Source organism: Chromobacterium alticapitis, from assembly GCF_002924365.1.
Taxonomy (GTDB): Bacteria; Pseudomonadota; Gammaproteobacteria; order Burkholderiales; family Chromobacteriaceae; genus Chromobacterium; species Chromobacterium alticapitis.
In genome coordinates this window covers 1-13,795 of the sequence record NZ_PQWB01000012.1, presented here as the reverse complement: position 1 = coordinate 13,795, position 13,795 = coordinate 1, and the positions used below count along the sequence as shown (strand labels likewise).

General features: G+C 66.0%; 11 protein-coding genes. 4 read left to right on the top strand and 7 right to left on the bottom strand.

Going from position 1 to position 13,795, the window contains the following annotated elements; translation table 11 throughout:
- Nucleotides 1-34: 34 nt before the first annotated feature.
- A complete protein-coding gene (locus tag C2I19_RS03135) occupies nucleotides 35-2,707 on the bottom strand; it encodes a M9 family metallopeptidase N-terminal domain-containing protein (protein WP_158253628.1) in 2,673 nt (890 codons plus the stop codon).
- A 301-nt stretch (nucleotides 2,708-3,008) separates the two neighbouring features.
- Nucleotides 3,009-3,842 (bottom strand): flagellin N-terminal helical domain-containing protein, encoded by an 834-nt coding sequence (locus C2I19_RS03130; protein ID WP_103901268.1) that lies wholly within the window; start codon nucleotides 3,840-3,842, stop codon nucleotides 3,009-3,011.
- Nucleotides 3,843-4,039: 197 nt separating this feature from the next.
- Between C2I19_RS03130 and C2I19_RS03125 the strand changes: the two genes are divergently transcribed.
- The 3 genes from C2I19_RS03125 (at nucleotide 4,040) to C2I19_RS03115 (ending at nucleotide 8,052) form a co-directional block, all read left to right on the top strand.
- On the top strand, nucleotides 4,040-5,302 hold the full coding sequence (locus tag C2I19_RS03125) for a S10 family serine carboxypeptidase-like protein (RefSeq protein WP_103901267.1): 1,263 nt from the start codon (nucleotides 4,040-4,042) through the stop codon (nucleotides 5,300-5,302).
- Nucleotides 5,303-5,381: 79 nt separating this feature from the next.
- Nucleotides 5,382-6,776 carry a CoA transferase gene (locus tag C2I19_RS03120; RefSeq protein WP_103901266.1) on the top strand — a complete coding sequence of 465 codons (1,395 nt, stop codon included), beginning with the start codon at nucleotides 5,382-5,384 and terminating at the stop codon, nucleotides 6,774-6,776.
- Between the two features lie 85 nt (nucleotides 6,777-6,861).
- A complete protein-coding gene (locus C2I19_RS03115; protein ID WP_103901265.1) occupies nucleotides 6,862-8,052 on the top strand; it encodes an MFS transporter in 1,191 nt (396 codons plus the stop codon).
- Nucleotides 8,053-8,060: 8 nt separating this feature from the next.
- Here the strand turns inward: C2I19_RS03115 and C2I19_RS03110 are convergent, their stop codons facing one another.
- Both C2I19_RS03110 and C2I19_RS03105 read right to left on the bottom strand, forming a co-directional pair.
- Nucleotides 8,061-8,990 carry a substrate-binding domain-containing protein gene (locus C2I19_RS03110; protein ID WP_103901264.1) on the bottom strand — a complete coding sequence of 310 codons (930 nt, stop codon included), beginning with the start codon at nucleotides 8,988-8,990 and terminating at the stop codon, nucleotides 8,061-8,063.
- Nucleotides 8,991-9,070: 80 nt separating this feature from the next.
- On the bottom strand, nucleotides 9,071-9,961 hold the full coding sequence (locus tag C2I19_RS03105) for a ribokinase (RefSeq protein WP_103901263.1): 891 nt from the start codon (nucleotides 9,959-9,961) through the stop codon (nucleotides 9,071-9,073).
- Between the two features lie 218 nt (nucleotides 9,962-10,179).
- Here C2I19_RS03105 and C2I19_RS03100 point away from each other — a divergent pair, with 218 nt between their 5' ends.
- Entirely contained in the window at nucleotides 10,180-10,929 is a 750-nt protein-coding gene (locus C2I19_RS03100; protein ID WP_103901262.1) for an MgtC/SapB family protein, read from the top strand.
- Between the two features lie 3 nt (nucleotides 10,930-10,932).
- Here C2I19_RS03100 and zapE read toward each other — a convergent pair whose 3' ends face one another.
- From zapE to C2I19_RS03085, 3 genes are all read right to left on the bottom strand, one after another.
- Nucleotides 10,933-12,096, bottom strand: coding sequence for a cell division protein ZapE (zapE, locus tag C2I19_RS03095; protein WP_103901261.1), 1,164 nt, complete (start codon nucleotides 12,094-12,096; stop codon nucleotides 10,933-10,935).
- Nucleotides 12,097-12,175: 79 nt separating this feature from the next.
- Nucleotides 12,176-12,940: a substrate-binding periplasmic protein gene (locus tag C2I19_RS03090; protein WP_103901260.1), complete on the bottom strand. Its 765-nt coding sequence runs from the start codon at nucleotides 12,938-12,940 to the stop codon at nucleotides 12,176-12,178.
- A 91-nt stretch (nucleotides 12,941-13,031) separates the two neighbouring features.
- On the bottom strand, nucleotides 13,032-13,619 hold the full coding sequence (locus C2I19_RS03085) for a HupE/UreJ family protein (RefSeq protein WP_103901259.1): 588 nt from the start codon (nucleotides 13,617-13,619) through the stop codon (nucleotides 13,032-13,034).
- Nucleotides 13,620-13,795: the final 176 nt, after the last annotated feature.

Here is a 13,795-nt window from a genome sequence, read left to right as displayed (position 1 = left end):
GACAATCCCGGCCTTGCCGCTTGGTTTGACGGACTCAGCCAGCCTGCTCCCAGCATTGCGCTTCCGGCATGTCGCGCGGCGTGGCGCGCAACTCCACCACCACGTCGCGGGATTGCGCGCCCTTGCTCAGGCGCACCGTCATCTTGTCGGCCACGCCCGGCTGGTCGAGGTCGCGGCGGTACGTGAACGAACCCCAGTCGGATATCGCCGCGCGGCCCAGCTGCGGCGCCTGCAGCAGTTGGTAGCGCTCCACGCCGCCCACGCCCTGCAACTGGCCGCGCAGGCAGCGCGCCGGTCCGCCGTAGCTCAGCTTGGCCAGGCTCAACTCGCCCGTTTGCGGCGGCTGCGGCTTGGCGCTGCCGGCCGGCCCCAGCGGACCTTCGCAGCGCAGCGCCGCGGTCTTGCGCGTGAAGTCGTAGTCGGTGGCCGAGCAATTGGTCGCCATCAGGTTGTTGATGCCGCCGGTCTTCACCAGATTCTGCAGCGCGCCGTCCAGCAGCTTGTCCAGCGCCTGGCGCGCCTGAGTGTTGTTCGACGCGTTCAGCGGCAGCGTGCCGCTGCATTCGAAGCGGCGCAGCGCGCTGGTTTCGCCGTCGGCCCACACCTGGCAGCCCACCGGCAGCGAGCGGCGCATCGCGGCCTCCACCGTACCGGCGTCGCCGGCCTGCCACTTGTCCTTGGCCACCCAGTCCACGCCCTCTTCGGTCGAAGTATTGCCCAGCTGGCCGGACTTGGACGCTTGCACCTGTTGCTCCACGTACTGGCGGAAACCTGACACCAGCGCGGCGTCGCCGCCCATGCTGTTCACCAAGGCGTCGAAGCGCTTGACGTCGTCCGCGCGCAGCGCGGCCAGGATGTCGGCGATCTTGCCCGGCTGCCACTGGTTCAGGTAGTAGAACCACAGCGCGGAATGGCTGTAGAAGTCCCAGCCGTCGCTATAGCTGGAGCGCATGATGCGGGACGGCTCCAGGAAGCTGTTCGGCCAGCCGCCGGCCACCACGTCCACCACGTGGCCGCGCACCTTGATGCCGTCGCGCGAGGTGCTCCAGGCCATGAATTCGGCGAAGCCCTCGTCGTACCATGGCATGCGGCGATCGTCGCGGTAGAACTCAGACGCGCCCCACATGCCCGGCTGGATGTAGCGGCCGGACAGATAGTGCACATACTCGTGGCGCACCAGTTCTTCCAGGGTCAGATAGCTCTCGCGCGGCACTTCGCGCTGGAAGGTGTAGAAGGTGCCGTCCTTCTCGATGTAGATGCCGCCGTTGTCGGTGGACAGCTCATTGAGCAGGCCCTGGAAGCGCTGGTAGGCGGTTTTGCTGCCGTAGATCACCATCTTCAGCTTTTCGTTGGGATCGTTCGCCACCGCTTCCTTGGTGCCGGCCACGCGGAACAGCTGGGTCTGCACCTGCTTCATCGCATAGTACAGCGGCTCCACCTCGGCCAGACTCAGCGGGGTTTCGAACACCAGCTTGCCGTTGTCGAAGCTCCAGCGATTGGGGAACAGGCTGGCGCGCAGCTCCTGCTCCGCCTGGCAGATGCCGTAGCGCTCGCACGGCACCTTGCCCAGCTTCTTCAGCGCGTACACGGCCTCGGCCCAGGCGGCGCCGAACTTCTCGCCCTTAAGATGCAGAGCGACGGCGGATTCGGCTTGCGGCGCAGTGCGCGGGTATTGCATGAAGCGGCCGGTTTCGCGCAGGGTGTTGAGGAACATCTGCTCGTCGGCGAAAGCCGGCTGGCCGGCGCGGGTCAGCCCTGCCAGGCTGGCTACCAGACCATCGAGCTGGCCCTTTTCCACCTTTTGGGCAAATTCGGGCTGGTAATGCATATTGAACAGCAGCGTCTGCATCGGATGCAGCGCGAAGCGCGCCCAATTGTCCTTGGCGGCGGCGTTGTAGCGGCCGAAGAAGCGGTTCAGCAACGGCAGCGCATACTCGGCCTTGCGCACCGAGTCCGCCAGGATCAAGGTTTCCGCCACGCTCTGCCGGGCGTCGCGCTCGCGGTACCAGCTGTCGGCATCGCCGCCGCCGTCCAGCGCCGGAGCGTTCCACAAAGCGGTATTGCCAACCATCGCCTCCACCGCCTGCATCACCGGCTGATCCACCGCCGGACCGTAATCGCCCACTTCCTTGGCATGGCTGTACTGCAGGAAGTAGCCGGCTTTCAGAAACACCGCCAGCGGCCACAGACCATTGGCGTTCTGACCGTCCCAGTTGGCGGCGCGTACTCGCGCCTCGGCCGCCGCCAGCCGCATATTGGCCGGCGACACCACGCGGTAGCTGAAGCCGTCCGCCTGGAACAGGCGGTTCATGCAGGCGCCATCCACGCTGGCCACATAGCTCACCAGCGCCTGGCCGGACAGCTGGCCGAGCTTGGCTTCGTCGCAGTCCGCATAACTGGGAGCAGTCTGCTTGGGGTGATTCGCCTTGCGTGCGGCCAGGCCCTGTTGGCCCTCCGGCTTGGCCGGCGGCGGGGCGGCGCCGTTATCGGGCGCGGCAGGCGGCAAGCCGTGCGGGTAGTTCGGTTTCTCCGACAGCGCCGGGGAATGCGAGGAATAGCGCGCGCTGGGCTGATTGGCCTGCGGCGCGGGTTGGCTGGAAACAGCCGGCTGGCCGCCATCCGTCGCCACGCAGGCGGACAGCGCGGCGGCCGCGATCACGGAAAGTCCTTGGGCAAGATAGCCTCGGGACGAAGTATTATTTTTCATTGCGTCATCCATTGCTGATTAAATGACAAATGGCACAATTAAATGCCATTTAAAATCATAATGGATGAATAGCACTCATTGAATATCTATTACAGTAAAAAATGCACAAAGTATTAATTTACTGGATGTAAATTTTCACATTTAATTATTTTGAGCAATAAAACAAAATAAATTCCATAGATTAAGACACTTACCAACACACACTCATGCGCCGTAACGCTATCCAGACTGACAATGACGAGAAAAGAAAAAGCCAGCGGCAACGCCGCTGGCTTTTGATTGCGTCCGCCTGGATTCAGGCTTACTGCAGCAAGGACATGGCCAGGCTGTTCATGCTGCCGCTTTGCTTCAGCATGGAGGTGCTGGCTTGCATCAGCATTTGCTTGGCGGTCATGGTGGAGCTTTCCGTCGCGTAGTCGGTATCCATGATGCGGCCCTTGGCGGCCAGGGTGTTGTTGTTCACGTTGTTCAGGTTGTTGACCACGTGATCCAGGCGGTTGGCGCCGGCACCCAGCGTGGAACGCACCGTGCCGACGGCGGCGACAACCTTGTCGGCCAGGTCGATGGCGGCGTTGGCGTTAGCCTGGGTGTCGAGCTTGCCGGCAACCAAGGCGGTATTGGCGGTGCCCAGCGCAGTCATGTCGGCGGAAGCGTCGAAAGCGAAAGTTTCCGCCTTGTCGCTGCCGATCTGGAAAGTCACGGCAGCAGCCAACTTGCCGCCGCTCAGCAGGGTTTGGCCGCCGAACTTGGTGTTGGTCATGATGTTGGTGATTTCAGCATTCAGTTGCTGGAATTCCGAATTCAGCGCGGTATTGTCGGCCGCGCTGCTGGTGCCGTCGGCGGCTTGGGTGGCCAGGTCCTTCATGCGCATCGCGATGTTGGACACTTCGCCCAGCGCGCCTTCGCCAGTTTGCAGCATGGAGATGGCGTTTTGCGAGTTGCGCATGGCCACTTGCATGCCGTGGCTTTGCGAGTCCAGACGGGTGGCGATCTGCAGGCCGGCGGCGTCGTCCATGGCGGAGTTGATGCGCAGACCAGTGCCCAAGCGAGTCATCGCGGTGGACAGCTGGTTCTGGGTGGAATTCATATTGGACTTGGTGTTCAGTGCCGCGATATTGGTGTACAGGCTCAGCATGGAAGTGCTCCGTCAGGTTGGTCGTGAAACGGCATCTCTGCCCTTACCCCGACAAGGCGGCCAAGCGGGACGGAGACTTAAATCGCAAGAGAATGTGAAAAATCACGCGGCTTTTCAAAACACAACAAGCGCCGAATCGGAACTATAAAGAAGCAGGATGCACAGACCATCGTCATGAGCCGGCGGGAGCATGCGACATGAACACCGTAGCGAATCCGTTTCAGTTCGAAAGCTCGGTGCTGAGCCACTTTCCCGGCTTCGGCGCCGTGCGCACCGTTCAGCTCGCAGGCTACTTGTCGATAGGCGACGACGCCGGCGGCTGGCTGTATTTCTGGTTCAGCGAGGCCGCGCGCGACCCGGAAAACGCCCCCTTGGTCATCTGGATCAACCACGCCCAAGAGCAGAACGCGCTGGACTGTCTGTTCGACGGCCACGGCCCCTATCTGCTGGGCGAAGGCGGACAGGTCCACGCCAATCCGTTCAGCTGGCATCAGCACGCTAATTACCTGATCCTCGACCAGCCGCTGGGCGGCGGGCTGTCCTTCGCCGTCCATCCGCGCTACCTGCCGGAATGCCATGCCGAAGCCAGCCAGCAGACCTACCACGCGCTGCAGGAATTCCTGTTGCGCTGGCCGCGCTACCGGCAACTCGACTGCTACCTATTCGGCCTGGGCGAGGCCAGCCACACGATAGCCCGGCTGGCCCATTGCATCCTGGACGGCAATCACAGCGGCCAGCCGCTGATCCGGCTGCGCGGCCTGGGACTGGGCAATGCCCTGCTCGCGCCTGAAATCCAGTTGCAGAGCCATATCGAGTTCGCCAGCCAGAACCGGCTGATCAACACGGAGGAAAGGGAAAAGGCTGAAACGCTGCTGCGCGACTTCCGCCAAGCGCTCGCCTCCCCCTCCCCGCTGCGGCACCAGCAGGCGGAGCGGCTGGCCGAGGCGCTGGAAAGCCATGTCGCGCGCTGCGGCGGACGCGATCCGCGCGACATCCGCCAGCCGCCCGAGCGCGAGCCCTCGCGCCTGAGCGGCTATCTGGCCAATCCGGCCGTACTGCAGTCGCTGCATATCGACCCGCGCTCGCTCGACCCGGCTTTCGCCAATCCGTCGGCCTTGAGCAGATGGCAATCCGCCCCGTCCCATCTATATCCCCCGCTGCTGGAAAAATTGCAGGTGCTGTTTTTCCATGGCGAATACGGCATGTCGGGCAATCACCTGGGATTGGACGCCTGGCTCAACACCATTTACTGGAAGCACGCGGCGGCGTTCCGCCAGCAAGGCCGGGAAGCCTGGCGTCCCTACGGCCTGCCCGCCGGCGCCTACCGCCGCCAGGGCGGACTTTCCCACCTGGTCCTCCACAACGCCGGCCTGCACATCGCGCGCGCGCAGCCCGCCAACGCCCTGGCCATGCTGCGGCAGTTTCTGCATGCCCCGGACCAGGATGAGGGCACAGTTTAAACCAGCCAGCCAATGACATATGGATTGACCAATTCCATCGCCATGCATTTAAATGGCATGACAACGCGGAGAAAATGTCATGCCCGGAACCGTCGATCAAGCCATCCACCAACTTTGGCGGCACAGCGCGCTGGAGGCCGACTGGCTCAGCCGCCTGCGGCTGCAGGGCCAGGGGCCCATCCTGCCCAGCTCATTCGCGCTGGACGCGGCCGCCCAGGCCTGCCTTGCAAGCAGCGGCCTCGCCGCCGCCGCCCTTCATAAACAGCGCGGCGGAGAAGCGCAAACCGTCAGCGTGGACGCCCGCCACGCCGTCGCGGAATTCCGCAGCGAACACTATCTGCGCGTGGACGGCGTCCAACCGGCCGACCCCTGGGACAAAATCGCCGGCATCTACCGCTGCGGCGACGGCCGCTGGCTGCGCATCCACACCAACTTCCCGCATCACTGCCAGGGCGTGCTGCGGCTGCTGCAATGCGAATACGACAAGGCCGCCGTCGCTGCAGCGCTGCAAAACTGGCGCGCCTTCGATTTCGAGGACGCCGCCGCAGCGCGCGGCCTGGTGGCTACCGCGCTGCGCGGCTTCGAAGAGTGGGACGCGCATCCGCAAGCGCGCGCCATCGCCGCTCAACCCGTTTTTTCCCTCTCCCGAATCGGCGACGGTCTGCCGCGGGGCTTACCGGCGGCGGACCGTCCGCTGGACGGCGTGCGCGCGCTGGACCTGACCCGCATCATCGCCGGCCCGCTGGGCGCCCGCGTGCTGGCCGCTCACGGCGCGGACGTGCTGCACATCACCTCGCCCGAGCTGCCCACCATTCCCACTCTGGACATGGACATGGGCCGCGGCAAGCGCAACGCCCAGCTCGATCTGAAGCGGGAATCCGGACGCGCCGCCTTGCGCGCCCTGCTGGCCGACGCCCACGTCTTCATCCAGGGCTATCGCCCGGGCGGCCTGGCCGAGTTGGGCTTCTCGCCCGACGACGCGGCGCGGCTGCGTCCCGGCATCGTCTATGTGTCGCTCAGCGCTTACGGCAATCAGGGGCCGTGGGCCGGCCGCCGCGGATTCGACTCCCTGCTGCAGACCGCCAGCGGCTTCAACGCGGACGAGGCCGCCGCCGCCGGCGCCGACGAGCCGCGCGCCTTCCCAGCCCAGGCCCTGGACCATATCGCCGGCTATCTGGTGGCCTTGGGCGCCATGGCTGCCCTGTGCCGCCAGCAGCGGGAAGGCGGTAGCTGGCATGTGGAAGTCTCGCTGGCGCAAGCCGGGCACTGGCTGCGCGGGCTGGGCAGGGTGGAGGGCGCGCTGGAGCTGCCCGTCCCGACGCTGGAAGACGTCCACCCCTGGCTGGAGGAGTCGGACTCCGGCTTTGGCCGCATGCTGGCTGTGCGCCACGCGGCACAGCTGTCGCTGACGCCGGCTCGCTGGGCGCTGCCAGCCATGCCGCTGGACAGCCACCAGCCGTCCTGGACTGTCTGAAAGAACAGGTTTCGCGCGGAATCCTCTCGCGGAAACTGAGGCGTTGCCGCCCTTCCCCAGGCGGTGCCCCACTCCGCGAGGCCCCATGAAGACCAACAAATATCTGATAGAAGCGCTGCTGTTCGTCAGCTACGCGCTGTTCGGCATGAGCTGGGCCGCCGGCAGCGCCTTCATTCCACAGATCATGCGCGATATGGGCATCCATGACCTTGCCGCCGGCTCGCACATCAGCAACGCGGTGGCGGCGGCCAAACTGCTGGGCGCCTTCATCGCCGCGTCCATCCTGGCGCGGCTGCTGGCCAAGCGAGCCGTGGCGCTGGCGATGGCGCTGATGTCGCTGGGCGCGCTCATCCCCTTCGTCCAGCACTATCCCGCGCTCTTGCTGCTGCGCTTCCTGACCGGCCTGGGCGGCGCGCTGCTGGTGGTGTATTTCGCGCCCATCGTCATGCAATGGTTCGATGCGCGCGAACGCCCCGTGGTCAACGGACTGAATTCGGTCGCTTTCAATGTCGGCACCGCGGCCGCGCTGTTCGGGCTGCCCCTGCTGCTGCAATGGACGGTCAGCTGGCGCGCCATCCTGACATGCATCTCGCTGGGCAGCGCGCTGTGCCTGGGTTTGTGGCTGCTGTTCGGCGCGGACTGCGCCTCCGCGGCCGAGGCCGACGACGAGCCATACACGCTGCGCCAGGGCCTGACCGAGCGCTTCAATTGGCTGCTGGCCTTCACCTATAGCGGCACCCTGGCTTTCTATGTGCTGCTGTTCGGCTTCTATCAGAACGCCGGCATCGGACAAGCCAAGCTGGTGGTGCTGGCCGGTCTGGCCGGCGCGGCCGCCGGCATCTGGCTGGCGAAGCGGATGACCCGGCGACTGCCGCTATTGCGCGTTTCGGGACTGCTGCAGCTGCTGGCCGTCGTCGGATTGCACGCGCGGCTTTGGGGCTGGACCGGAGATGAGCGCGTGGTCGCGGCATGCGCGCTGGCGGCCGGCTTCTTCATTTTCCTGCCCATCGCCAGCCTGGTCACGCTGGCCCAGGAGCGGCCGGGCATGACGCCGCGCCGGGTGGCCGTCACCTTCAGCCTGTTCTGGTTTCTCAGCTATCTGGCGGCCACCCTCGCGCCTTATGTGTTCGGACTGCTGGTGGATAGCCGGCAGGGCGATTACCGGCTGGCGACGGCCTTCGCCGCGGCCTTGTCCTCCACCGTTCTGCTAGGCTCGCTGCTGCTGCCCGAACCCAGCCGGCAGGCGCGGCGCCTGCCGGCGGCGCAGTCGTCCTGAGCCGCGCCTCAGCGCAGCTCGCCGCGTATCAGTTGCAGCGGCACCGGGATGAAGCGGTCCACCGGCTTGCCATCGGCCAGCAGCCTGGCAGTCCGCACGCCATAGCGGCCTATCAGCTCCGGCTGCTGCCGCACCGTGGCCGCCAGCGCGCCGGAACGGACCGCGTCCCGCGCCTCCGCGATGGCATCGAAGCCCACCACGGGCACGCCCGCGCGGCCACCCTCCTTCAAGGCGGCCGCGGCCCCCAGCGCCATTTCGTCGTTCTGCGCGAATACAGCCCGGATATCGCGATGCGCTCGCAGCAATCTGGCCATTTCCGCCTGTCCCCGTCTCCGGTCGAAATCCGCTGGCCGGCTTTGCAGCACGGCGGCGGCGGGATGGCCGGCCAAGACCTGGCGGAAACCGGCGTCCCGCTCGCGCGCCGCCGAGGAGCCGGCAATGCCCATCAGTTCCACCACCTTGCCCTGCCCGCCCAGTCTAGCCATCAAGTACTGGCCGGCCAGCATGCCGCCAGCCACATTGTCGGATTCGATATGCGAACTGAACGCCGCGCCGCGTATGCTGCGGTCCAATGACACCACTTTGATCCCCTGGACCGCCGCCGCGCTCGCGGCGTCGGCCACTAGGCTTGAGTCTGTCGGGTTCAACAGGATCACAGCCGCCCGCTCTCGCGCCAGCTCGGCGATGTCTTCGCGCTGACGCGCGGGGTCGTCATGGGCGTCGCGCACAATGAGCTTGACGCCCTGCCGGCGCGCTTCGGCCAAGGCGCCGTCGCGCAGCGCGATGAAATAAGGATTGGATAGATTGGATAGGGCCAGCCCCACCCGCGCCTCCTCCTTGTCCGCGTCCGCGCGCTCGCCGCAAGCCGCCATGCCCAAGGACAGCATGAGGATCAGTAGCGCGCTGAAGGTGCCTCGCATATTCAGACTCCGTTTCATGACAGCGCCGTCCACGGAATGCGGCGCCAGCCGCTACGATAAGCGGCGCGGATGAAAACCATGTGTCGGGCCGCCCGAGCTCAGGCCAGGCTGGACAAAAACGCATCCAGTTCGGCCAGGGAAGGCATGCCGCTCTGCGCGCCGGGCCGGGTGACCGACAGCGCCGCCGCGGCATTGGCGCGCCGCGCGGCCTCTTCCAGGCCCAGCGGCAAAAAGGCGGCCAGCGCGCCGCAAAAGGCATCGCCGGCCCCGGTGCTGTCCACGGCCTGCACCACATGGCCAGGGAGATGCCGCAACCGTCCGGACGCCTCGCAAAAATACGCGCCGTCGCGGCCGCGGGTCATCAGTACGCGGCCAGGATGGCGCGCCAGCAGCTCGCGCCAGTCTTCGCCCGGACTGCCCAGCGCGGCGTGCAGCTCATGCTCGTTCGGCAGCAGCAGGACGACCCGGCGCAGCAGCTCCGGCGGCAAAGCCTGGGCCGGCGCCGGGTTCAGCAGCAGCGGCTTGCCGTGTCGCTCCGCCAGCTCCGCCGCGCGCGCCGCCGTCTCCAGCGGAATTTCCAACTGGACCAGCACCGCGTCCGCTGCTGCGAAGGCGGATGCCTCGGCGCCCAGATGCTCGGGCCGCAGGCAGTGATTGGCGCCAGGCGCCACCAGGATGGCGTTGTCGCCTCCGCAAACCGCGATGGAGGCGACGCCGGTGGGCGCGTCCGCCATGCGCAGCCTGCTCGCGTCTACGCCCTGCGCTTGCAGATGCGCGCGCAGCTCGCGGCCGAAGGCATCGTCGCCCACGCAGCCTAGCATGGCGACCTGCGCGCCCAGCCTGGCGGCGGCCACCGCCTGGTTGGCGCCCTTGCCGCCCGGATGGCAGGCGAAGCCGCGCGCCGCCGCCGTCTCGCCCAGGGCGGGCAGGCGGTCCGTCGTCATGGCCAGGTCCATATTGACGCTGCCCACCACCAGTATCCGGCTCATGTCTCCTCCTTTGCGTTTACCCTGCTCAAAGCAGGGTAGCCCGCACACCATACAACGCCGCGCCGAGGCCATCGCGGCAAAAATATCCATCTGTGCATATTCACGGCCCAGAACCGCCAAGGAAGGCTGGAGGTTGGCGCGCAAGCGCGGCTCATGCCATCATGGCCGATTCGTTCAAAACCAGACAAGCATCGCCGCAAACGGCGGGCGGAGGGAATATGGACTGGAACGGCCAGACACTGCTGGACCTCTATTGGAACGCGGCCAAATGGCGCGTCAATCTGCTGGTGATCGCCAACCTGCTGGGCGGACTATGCCTGGGCAGCCTGCTGGGCTATGAGCGCTGGTATAACGGCCGCGCCGCCGGCATGCGCACCTACGGCCTGGTTTGCATGGCCTCGGCCGCGGCGATCACCATCATCGGGTATTCGGGCTACTGGTACGGCGGCGCCGCGCCTGACGCCGTCCATCCCGACATGACGCGCGTGGCCCAGGGTGTGCTGACCGGCATAGGCTTTCTCGGCGCCGGCATGATCATGAAGGAGGGCTTGAGCATCAGCGGCCTGACGTCCGCCGCCTCGGTATGGATGTCGTCGGTGATAGGCATCCTGATAGGGGTAGGCTTCTATGCCGCCGCCATCTCGCTGACCGTGCTGTGCATGGTCTTCGTCACCGTGGTCAACCGCATCGAGAACATCCTACCGCGCCACGTCAGCCTGTTCGCCACAGTAAAGCTGGCGCCGGAACATGACTGGACGGTGGAGCAGCTGGCCAAGCGGCTGCGACGTTTCGGCCTCCGGCTGCACGAGGAGAGCATCAGCATCCAGGCCGACGCCGAAGGCACACAATGGAGCTTCATGATCTCAGCTCAGGACCGCCGCTCCTTCACCGGCGTGGTGGACCTGGCGCGGGAAATCATGTCGGCCGGCCACATCGTGGCGCTGGACCTGCAGCCGACGCGCAACTGAAGCCTATAAGGCCACGCCCGGCGGCGGCTGGTCGTGGCTTTGCGCCATGGACTGGTGCGGCAGCTCCAGATAGCTCTTGGACTGCATCTCGGTCAGCCGGCTGGCGGTGCGGAAGAATTCGCCGGACTGCAGGCCCTCGGTATAGATCTGTTCAGGCTCCGCGTCGGCCGAGGCGATCAGCTTGACGCGGTTGTCGTAGAACACGTCCACCAGCCAGGTGAAGCGGCGCGCGATGGAGGCTTGCTTGGCGGATAGCTTGGGGATGCCGGACAGGAACACCGTGTGGTACTCGCTGGCGATTTCCAGGTAGTCGGTCTGCGCGCGCGGGCCATCGCACAAGGCCATGAAGTCGAACCAGATCACGCCCGGCGACATCCGCTTCACCTCGATCTCGCGCTCCAGCACCGTGATGGCGCGCTGCGGCAGCTCGGCCCCGGAACCCAGCCGCACGAACATCTGCTCCATGCGCCGCTCGCTGTCGTCGTCCGCCGGCACCATGAACAGCGGCTCGCGCGTCAGTTCGCGCAGGCGGTAGTCATGGCCGCCGTCGACGTTGAGCACGTCCATCTCTCGCTTGATCAGCTCTATCGTCGGCAGAAAATTCTGCCGCTGCAATCCGCCCGGATACAGATTGTCCGGCGCGTAGTTGGAAGTGGTCACCACCACCACGCCGCGCTCGAGCAAGGCGGACATCAGCCGGCCCAAAATCATCGCGTCGGCGATGTCGGACACATGGAATTCGTCGAAACACAGCAGCCGGGTGGCCTTGGCGATCTGATCGGCATAGGCCAGCAGCGGGTCCTTACCGCCGGCGAACTTGCGCAGCTCGCGGTGGGTTTCGGCCATGAAGTTGTGGAAGTGGATGCGGCGCTTGCGGCGGTACGGCACGCAGGCGTAAAAGGCGTCCATCAGAAAGCTCTTGCCCCGCCCCACTCCTCCCCAGAAATACAGGCCTCGCGGCACCGCGGGGCTGCGCAGGCTGCGGCCCAGGAAGCGGTTGCGCTTGGCCTTGAAGTCCATCAGTTCGTGCCACAGCTGGTCCAGCCGCTCGATGGCGGCGGCCTGCGCTTCGTCATGGATGAAACCGGGCCGTTCGCTGGCCAGCTGATACCAACCCTTGGGGCTGCAATGGACGTTCTCGTCCGGAGAGAATGTGTGTTGCGACATGGTTATGCTTGTTCTGCGCTGCGCCGCCGCTGCGGCCGAATGCGACAATGATAACCGCTTTGCCGCATCCTTGCCGCTGTCAACGGCAGGCCGCGGCCTGCACGCCGTAAGGCCCGGAGAGGCGTTGCAGCGTGTGGTCCAGGCACATGGCGGCCAAGGTGCGCTCCATCGCCTCGGCCACGCCGGGCTGCAGGCGGCTGCGGGTCAGCCCGAAGTGATAGGTCAGCGACTGAATCTGGGCGACCTGGCGCACGCCGGCATAATGATTGGCCAGAATGATGGAGCGGGCGACGTCCAGGTTCGAAAACGCCAGCCCATCCTTGCCATAGCGCCCCGCGGACAACTTGCGCATCACGGTTTCGGAATCCAGCTCCACCGCCATGTCCACGCCGGGCACGCCCTTGAGCAGGCGCTCGCAATTGGTTTGCGACAGCGACGGGCCGTAAACGGCCACCGTCCTGCCGCTCAGGTCAGACGGCGCGCGATACGGCCGCGCGCTGCCCGCCAGGCCGAACAAAGCATAGCCGCTGGCCACCACGGCGCGGCTGAGCGCCATGGCGGCGCGGCGCTCCGGCACGTCCTGAGCCAGCAGCAAGCCGTCGGCGCTGCCCTGCTCTATCATCAGCAAGGCCCGTTTCCATACCATCATGTGCATGGAGCAGCGCCACTCCAGCCTGCGGCAAGCTTCGTGCAGGATGTCGACCAAGGCGCCGCTGACGCGGCCGCTGGGCTCCTGGATGATGAAAGGCGGGAACGGCTGGCTGACGAACTCCATCTCCCTTCCGCCGCCGGCGCAAGCCTGCGCCTGCAGCAGGCACAGCGCCAGCCAGATCGTCTTACGCATGCTCGCCCCCGCCCAAGATGCTCCAGTATAGGCGCAGGCGGATTCCGACCGGCTCGATTTCCGCCGCCGGAGCGGCGCGCCCAAGATGGCGCTACAGCACTCCGGCCAAGTAGCCGGCGCCCAGCAGGGCGATGCCGCCGCCCAGCGCACGCGCGTACCAGGCGCTGCGATGCTTGAAGAACGCGCCTATGGCCATGCCGACAATGTGCAGCAGCATGGTGCCCAGCGCCATGCCGGGCAAAGCGGCGGCCGCCTGAGTGGCCGGCAGCTCGCTGCCATGGGCGATGCCGTGGAACAGCGCGAACAGTCCCACCACCACCAGGCCCCAGGGCAAGGCCATTTTCACGCGGCCGCACACCAGCAAACCCAACACCAGCAAAGAGGCGGCGATCATCGGCTCCACCACCGGCAGCGCGATGCCGGCGAAGCCTATCAGGCCGCCCGCCAGCAACAGGCCGGCGAAGGCGAATGGCATCGCCCACACCCGGCGAGTGGCCAGCACGCTCCACACGCCCACCGCCAGCATGGCGGCGAAGTGATCCAGCCCGGTGAAGGGGTGGACAAAGCCCATGAAGAAGGCCGTGCCGTGATGGATGCCGGCATCGTTGCCGATGTGCGCCAAGGCCAGGCCGGGCTGCAACGCCATCAAGGGAAGCGTCAGCCAGATACGGTTTTTCATTGTGTCATCCTCATTGAAGCAAAACTCAACCGCCGGTTTTCGACATGAAACGGACCAGGCTCGGTCCCAGCGCATCAAAATCATGGCTGAGCGGCTTGCGCTCCACCGCCTGGCGAATGGCAGCCGCCAGTGCGTCGTCGCAGGCGCCGCCGCGCAACAGCGGCCGCAGCTCCAGC

What these genes read in the sequence shown, in the direction of transcription:
- C2I19_RS03085 (WP_103901259.1), bottom strand. Translation starts at nt 13,619, where the DNA reads ATGAAAAACCGTATCTGGCTGACGCTTCCCTTGATGGCGTTGCAGCCC.
- C2I19_RS03135 (WP_158253628.1), bottom strand. Translation starts at nt 2,707, where the DNA reads ATGAAAAATAATACTTCGTCCCGAGGCTATCTTGCCCAAGGACTTTCC.
- C2I19_RS03105 (WP_103901263.1), bottom strand. Translation starts at nt 9,961, where the DNA reads ATGAGCCGGATACTGGTGGTGGGCAGCGTCAATATGGACCTGGCCATG.
- C2I19_RS03125 (WP_103901267.1), top strand. Translation starts at nt 4,040, where the DNA reads ATGAACACCGTAGCGAATCCGTTTCAGTTCGAAAGCTCGGTGCTGAGC.
- C2I19_RS03110 (WP_103901264.1), bottom strand. Translation starts at nt 8,990, where the DNA reads ATGAAACGGAGTCTGAATATGCGAGGCACCTTCAGCGCGCTACTGATC.
- C2I19_RS03120 (WP_103901266.1), top strand. Translation starts at nt 5,382, where the DNA reads ATGCCCGGAACCGTCGATCAAGCCATCCACCAACTTTGGCGGCACAGC.
- C2I19_RS03100 (WP_103901262.1), top strand. Translation starts at nt 10,180, where the DNA reads ATGGACTGGAACGGCCAGACACTGCTGGACCTCTATTGGAACGCGGCC.
- C2I19_RS03115 (WP_103901265.1), top strand. Translation starts at nt 6,862, where the DNA reads ATGAAGACCAACAAATATCTGATAGAAGCGCTGCTGTTCGTCAGCTAC.
- zapE (WP_103901261.1), bottom strand. Translation starts at nt 12,096, where the DNA reads ATGTCGCAACACACATTCTCTCCGGACGAGAACGTCCATTGCAGCCCC.
- C2I19_RS03130 (WP_103901268.1), bottom strand. Translation starts at nt 3,842, where the DNA reads ATGCTGAGCCTGTACACCAATATCGCGGCACTGAACACCAAGTCCAAT.
- C2I19_RS03090 (WP_103901260.1), bottom strand. Translation starts at nt 12,940, where the DNA reads ATGCGTAAGACGATCTGGCTGGCGCTGTGCCTGCTGCAGGCGCAGGCT.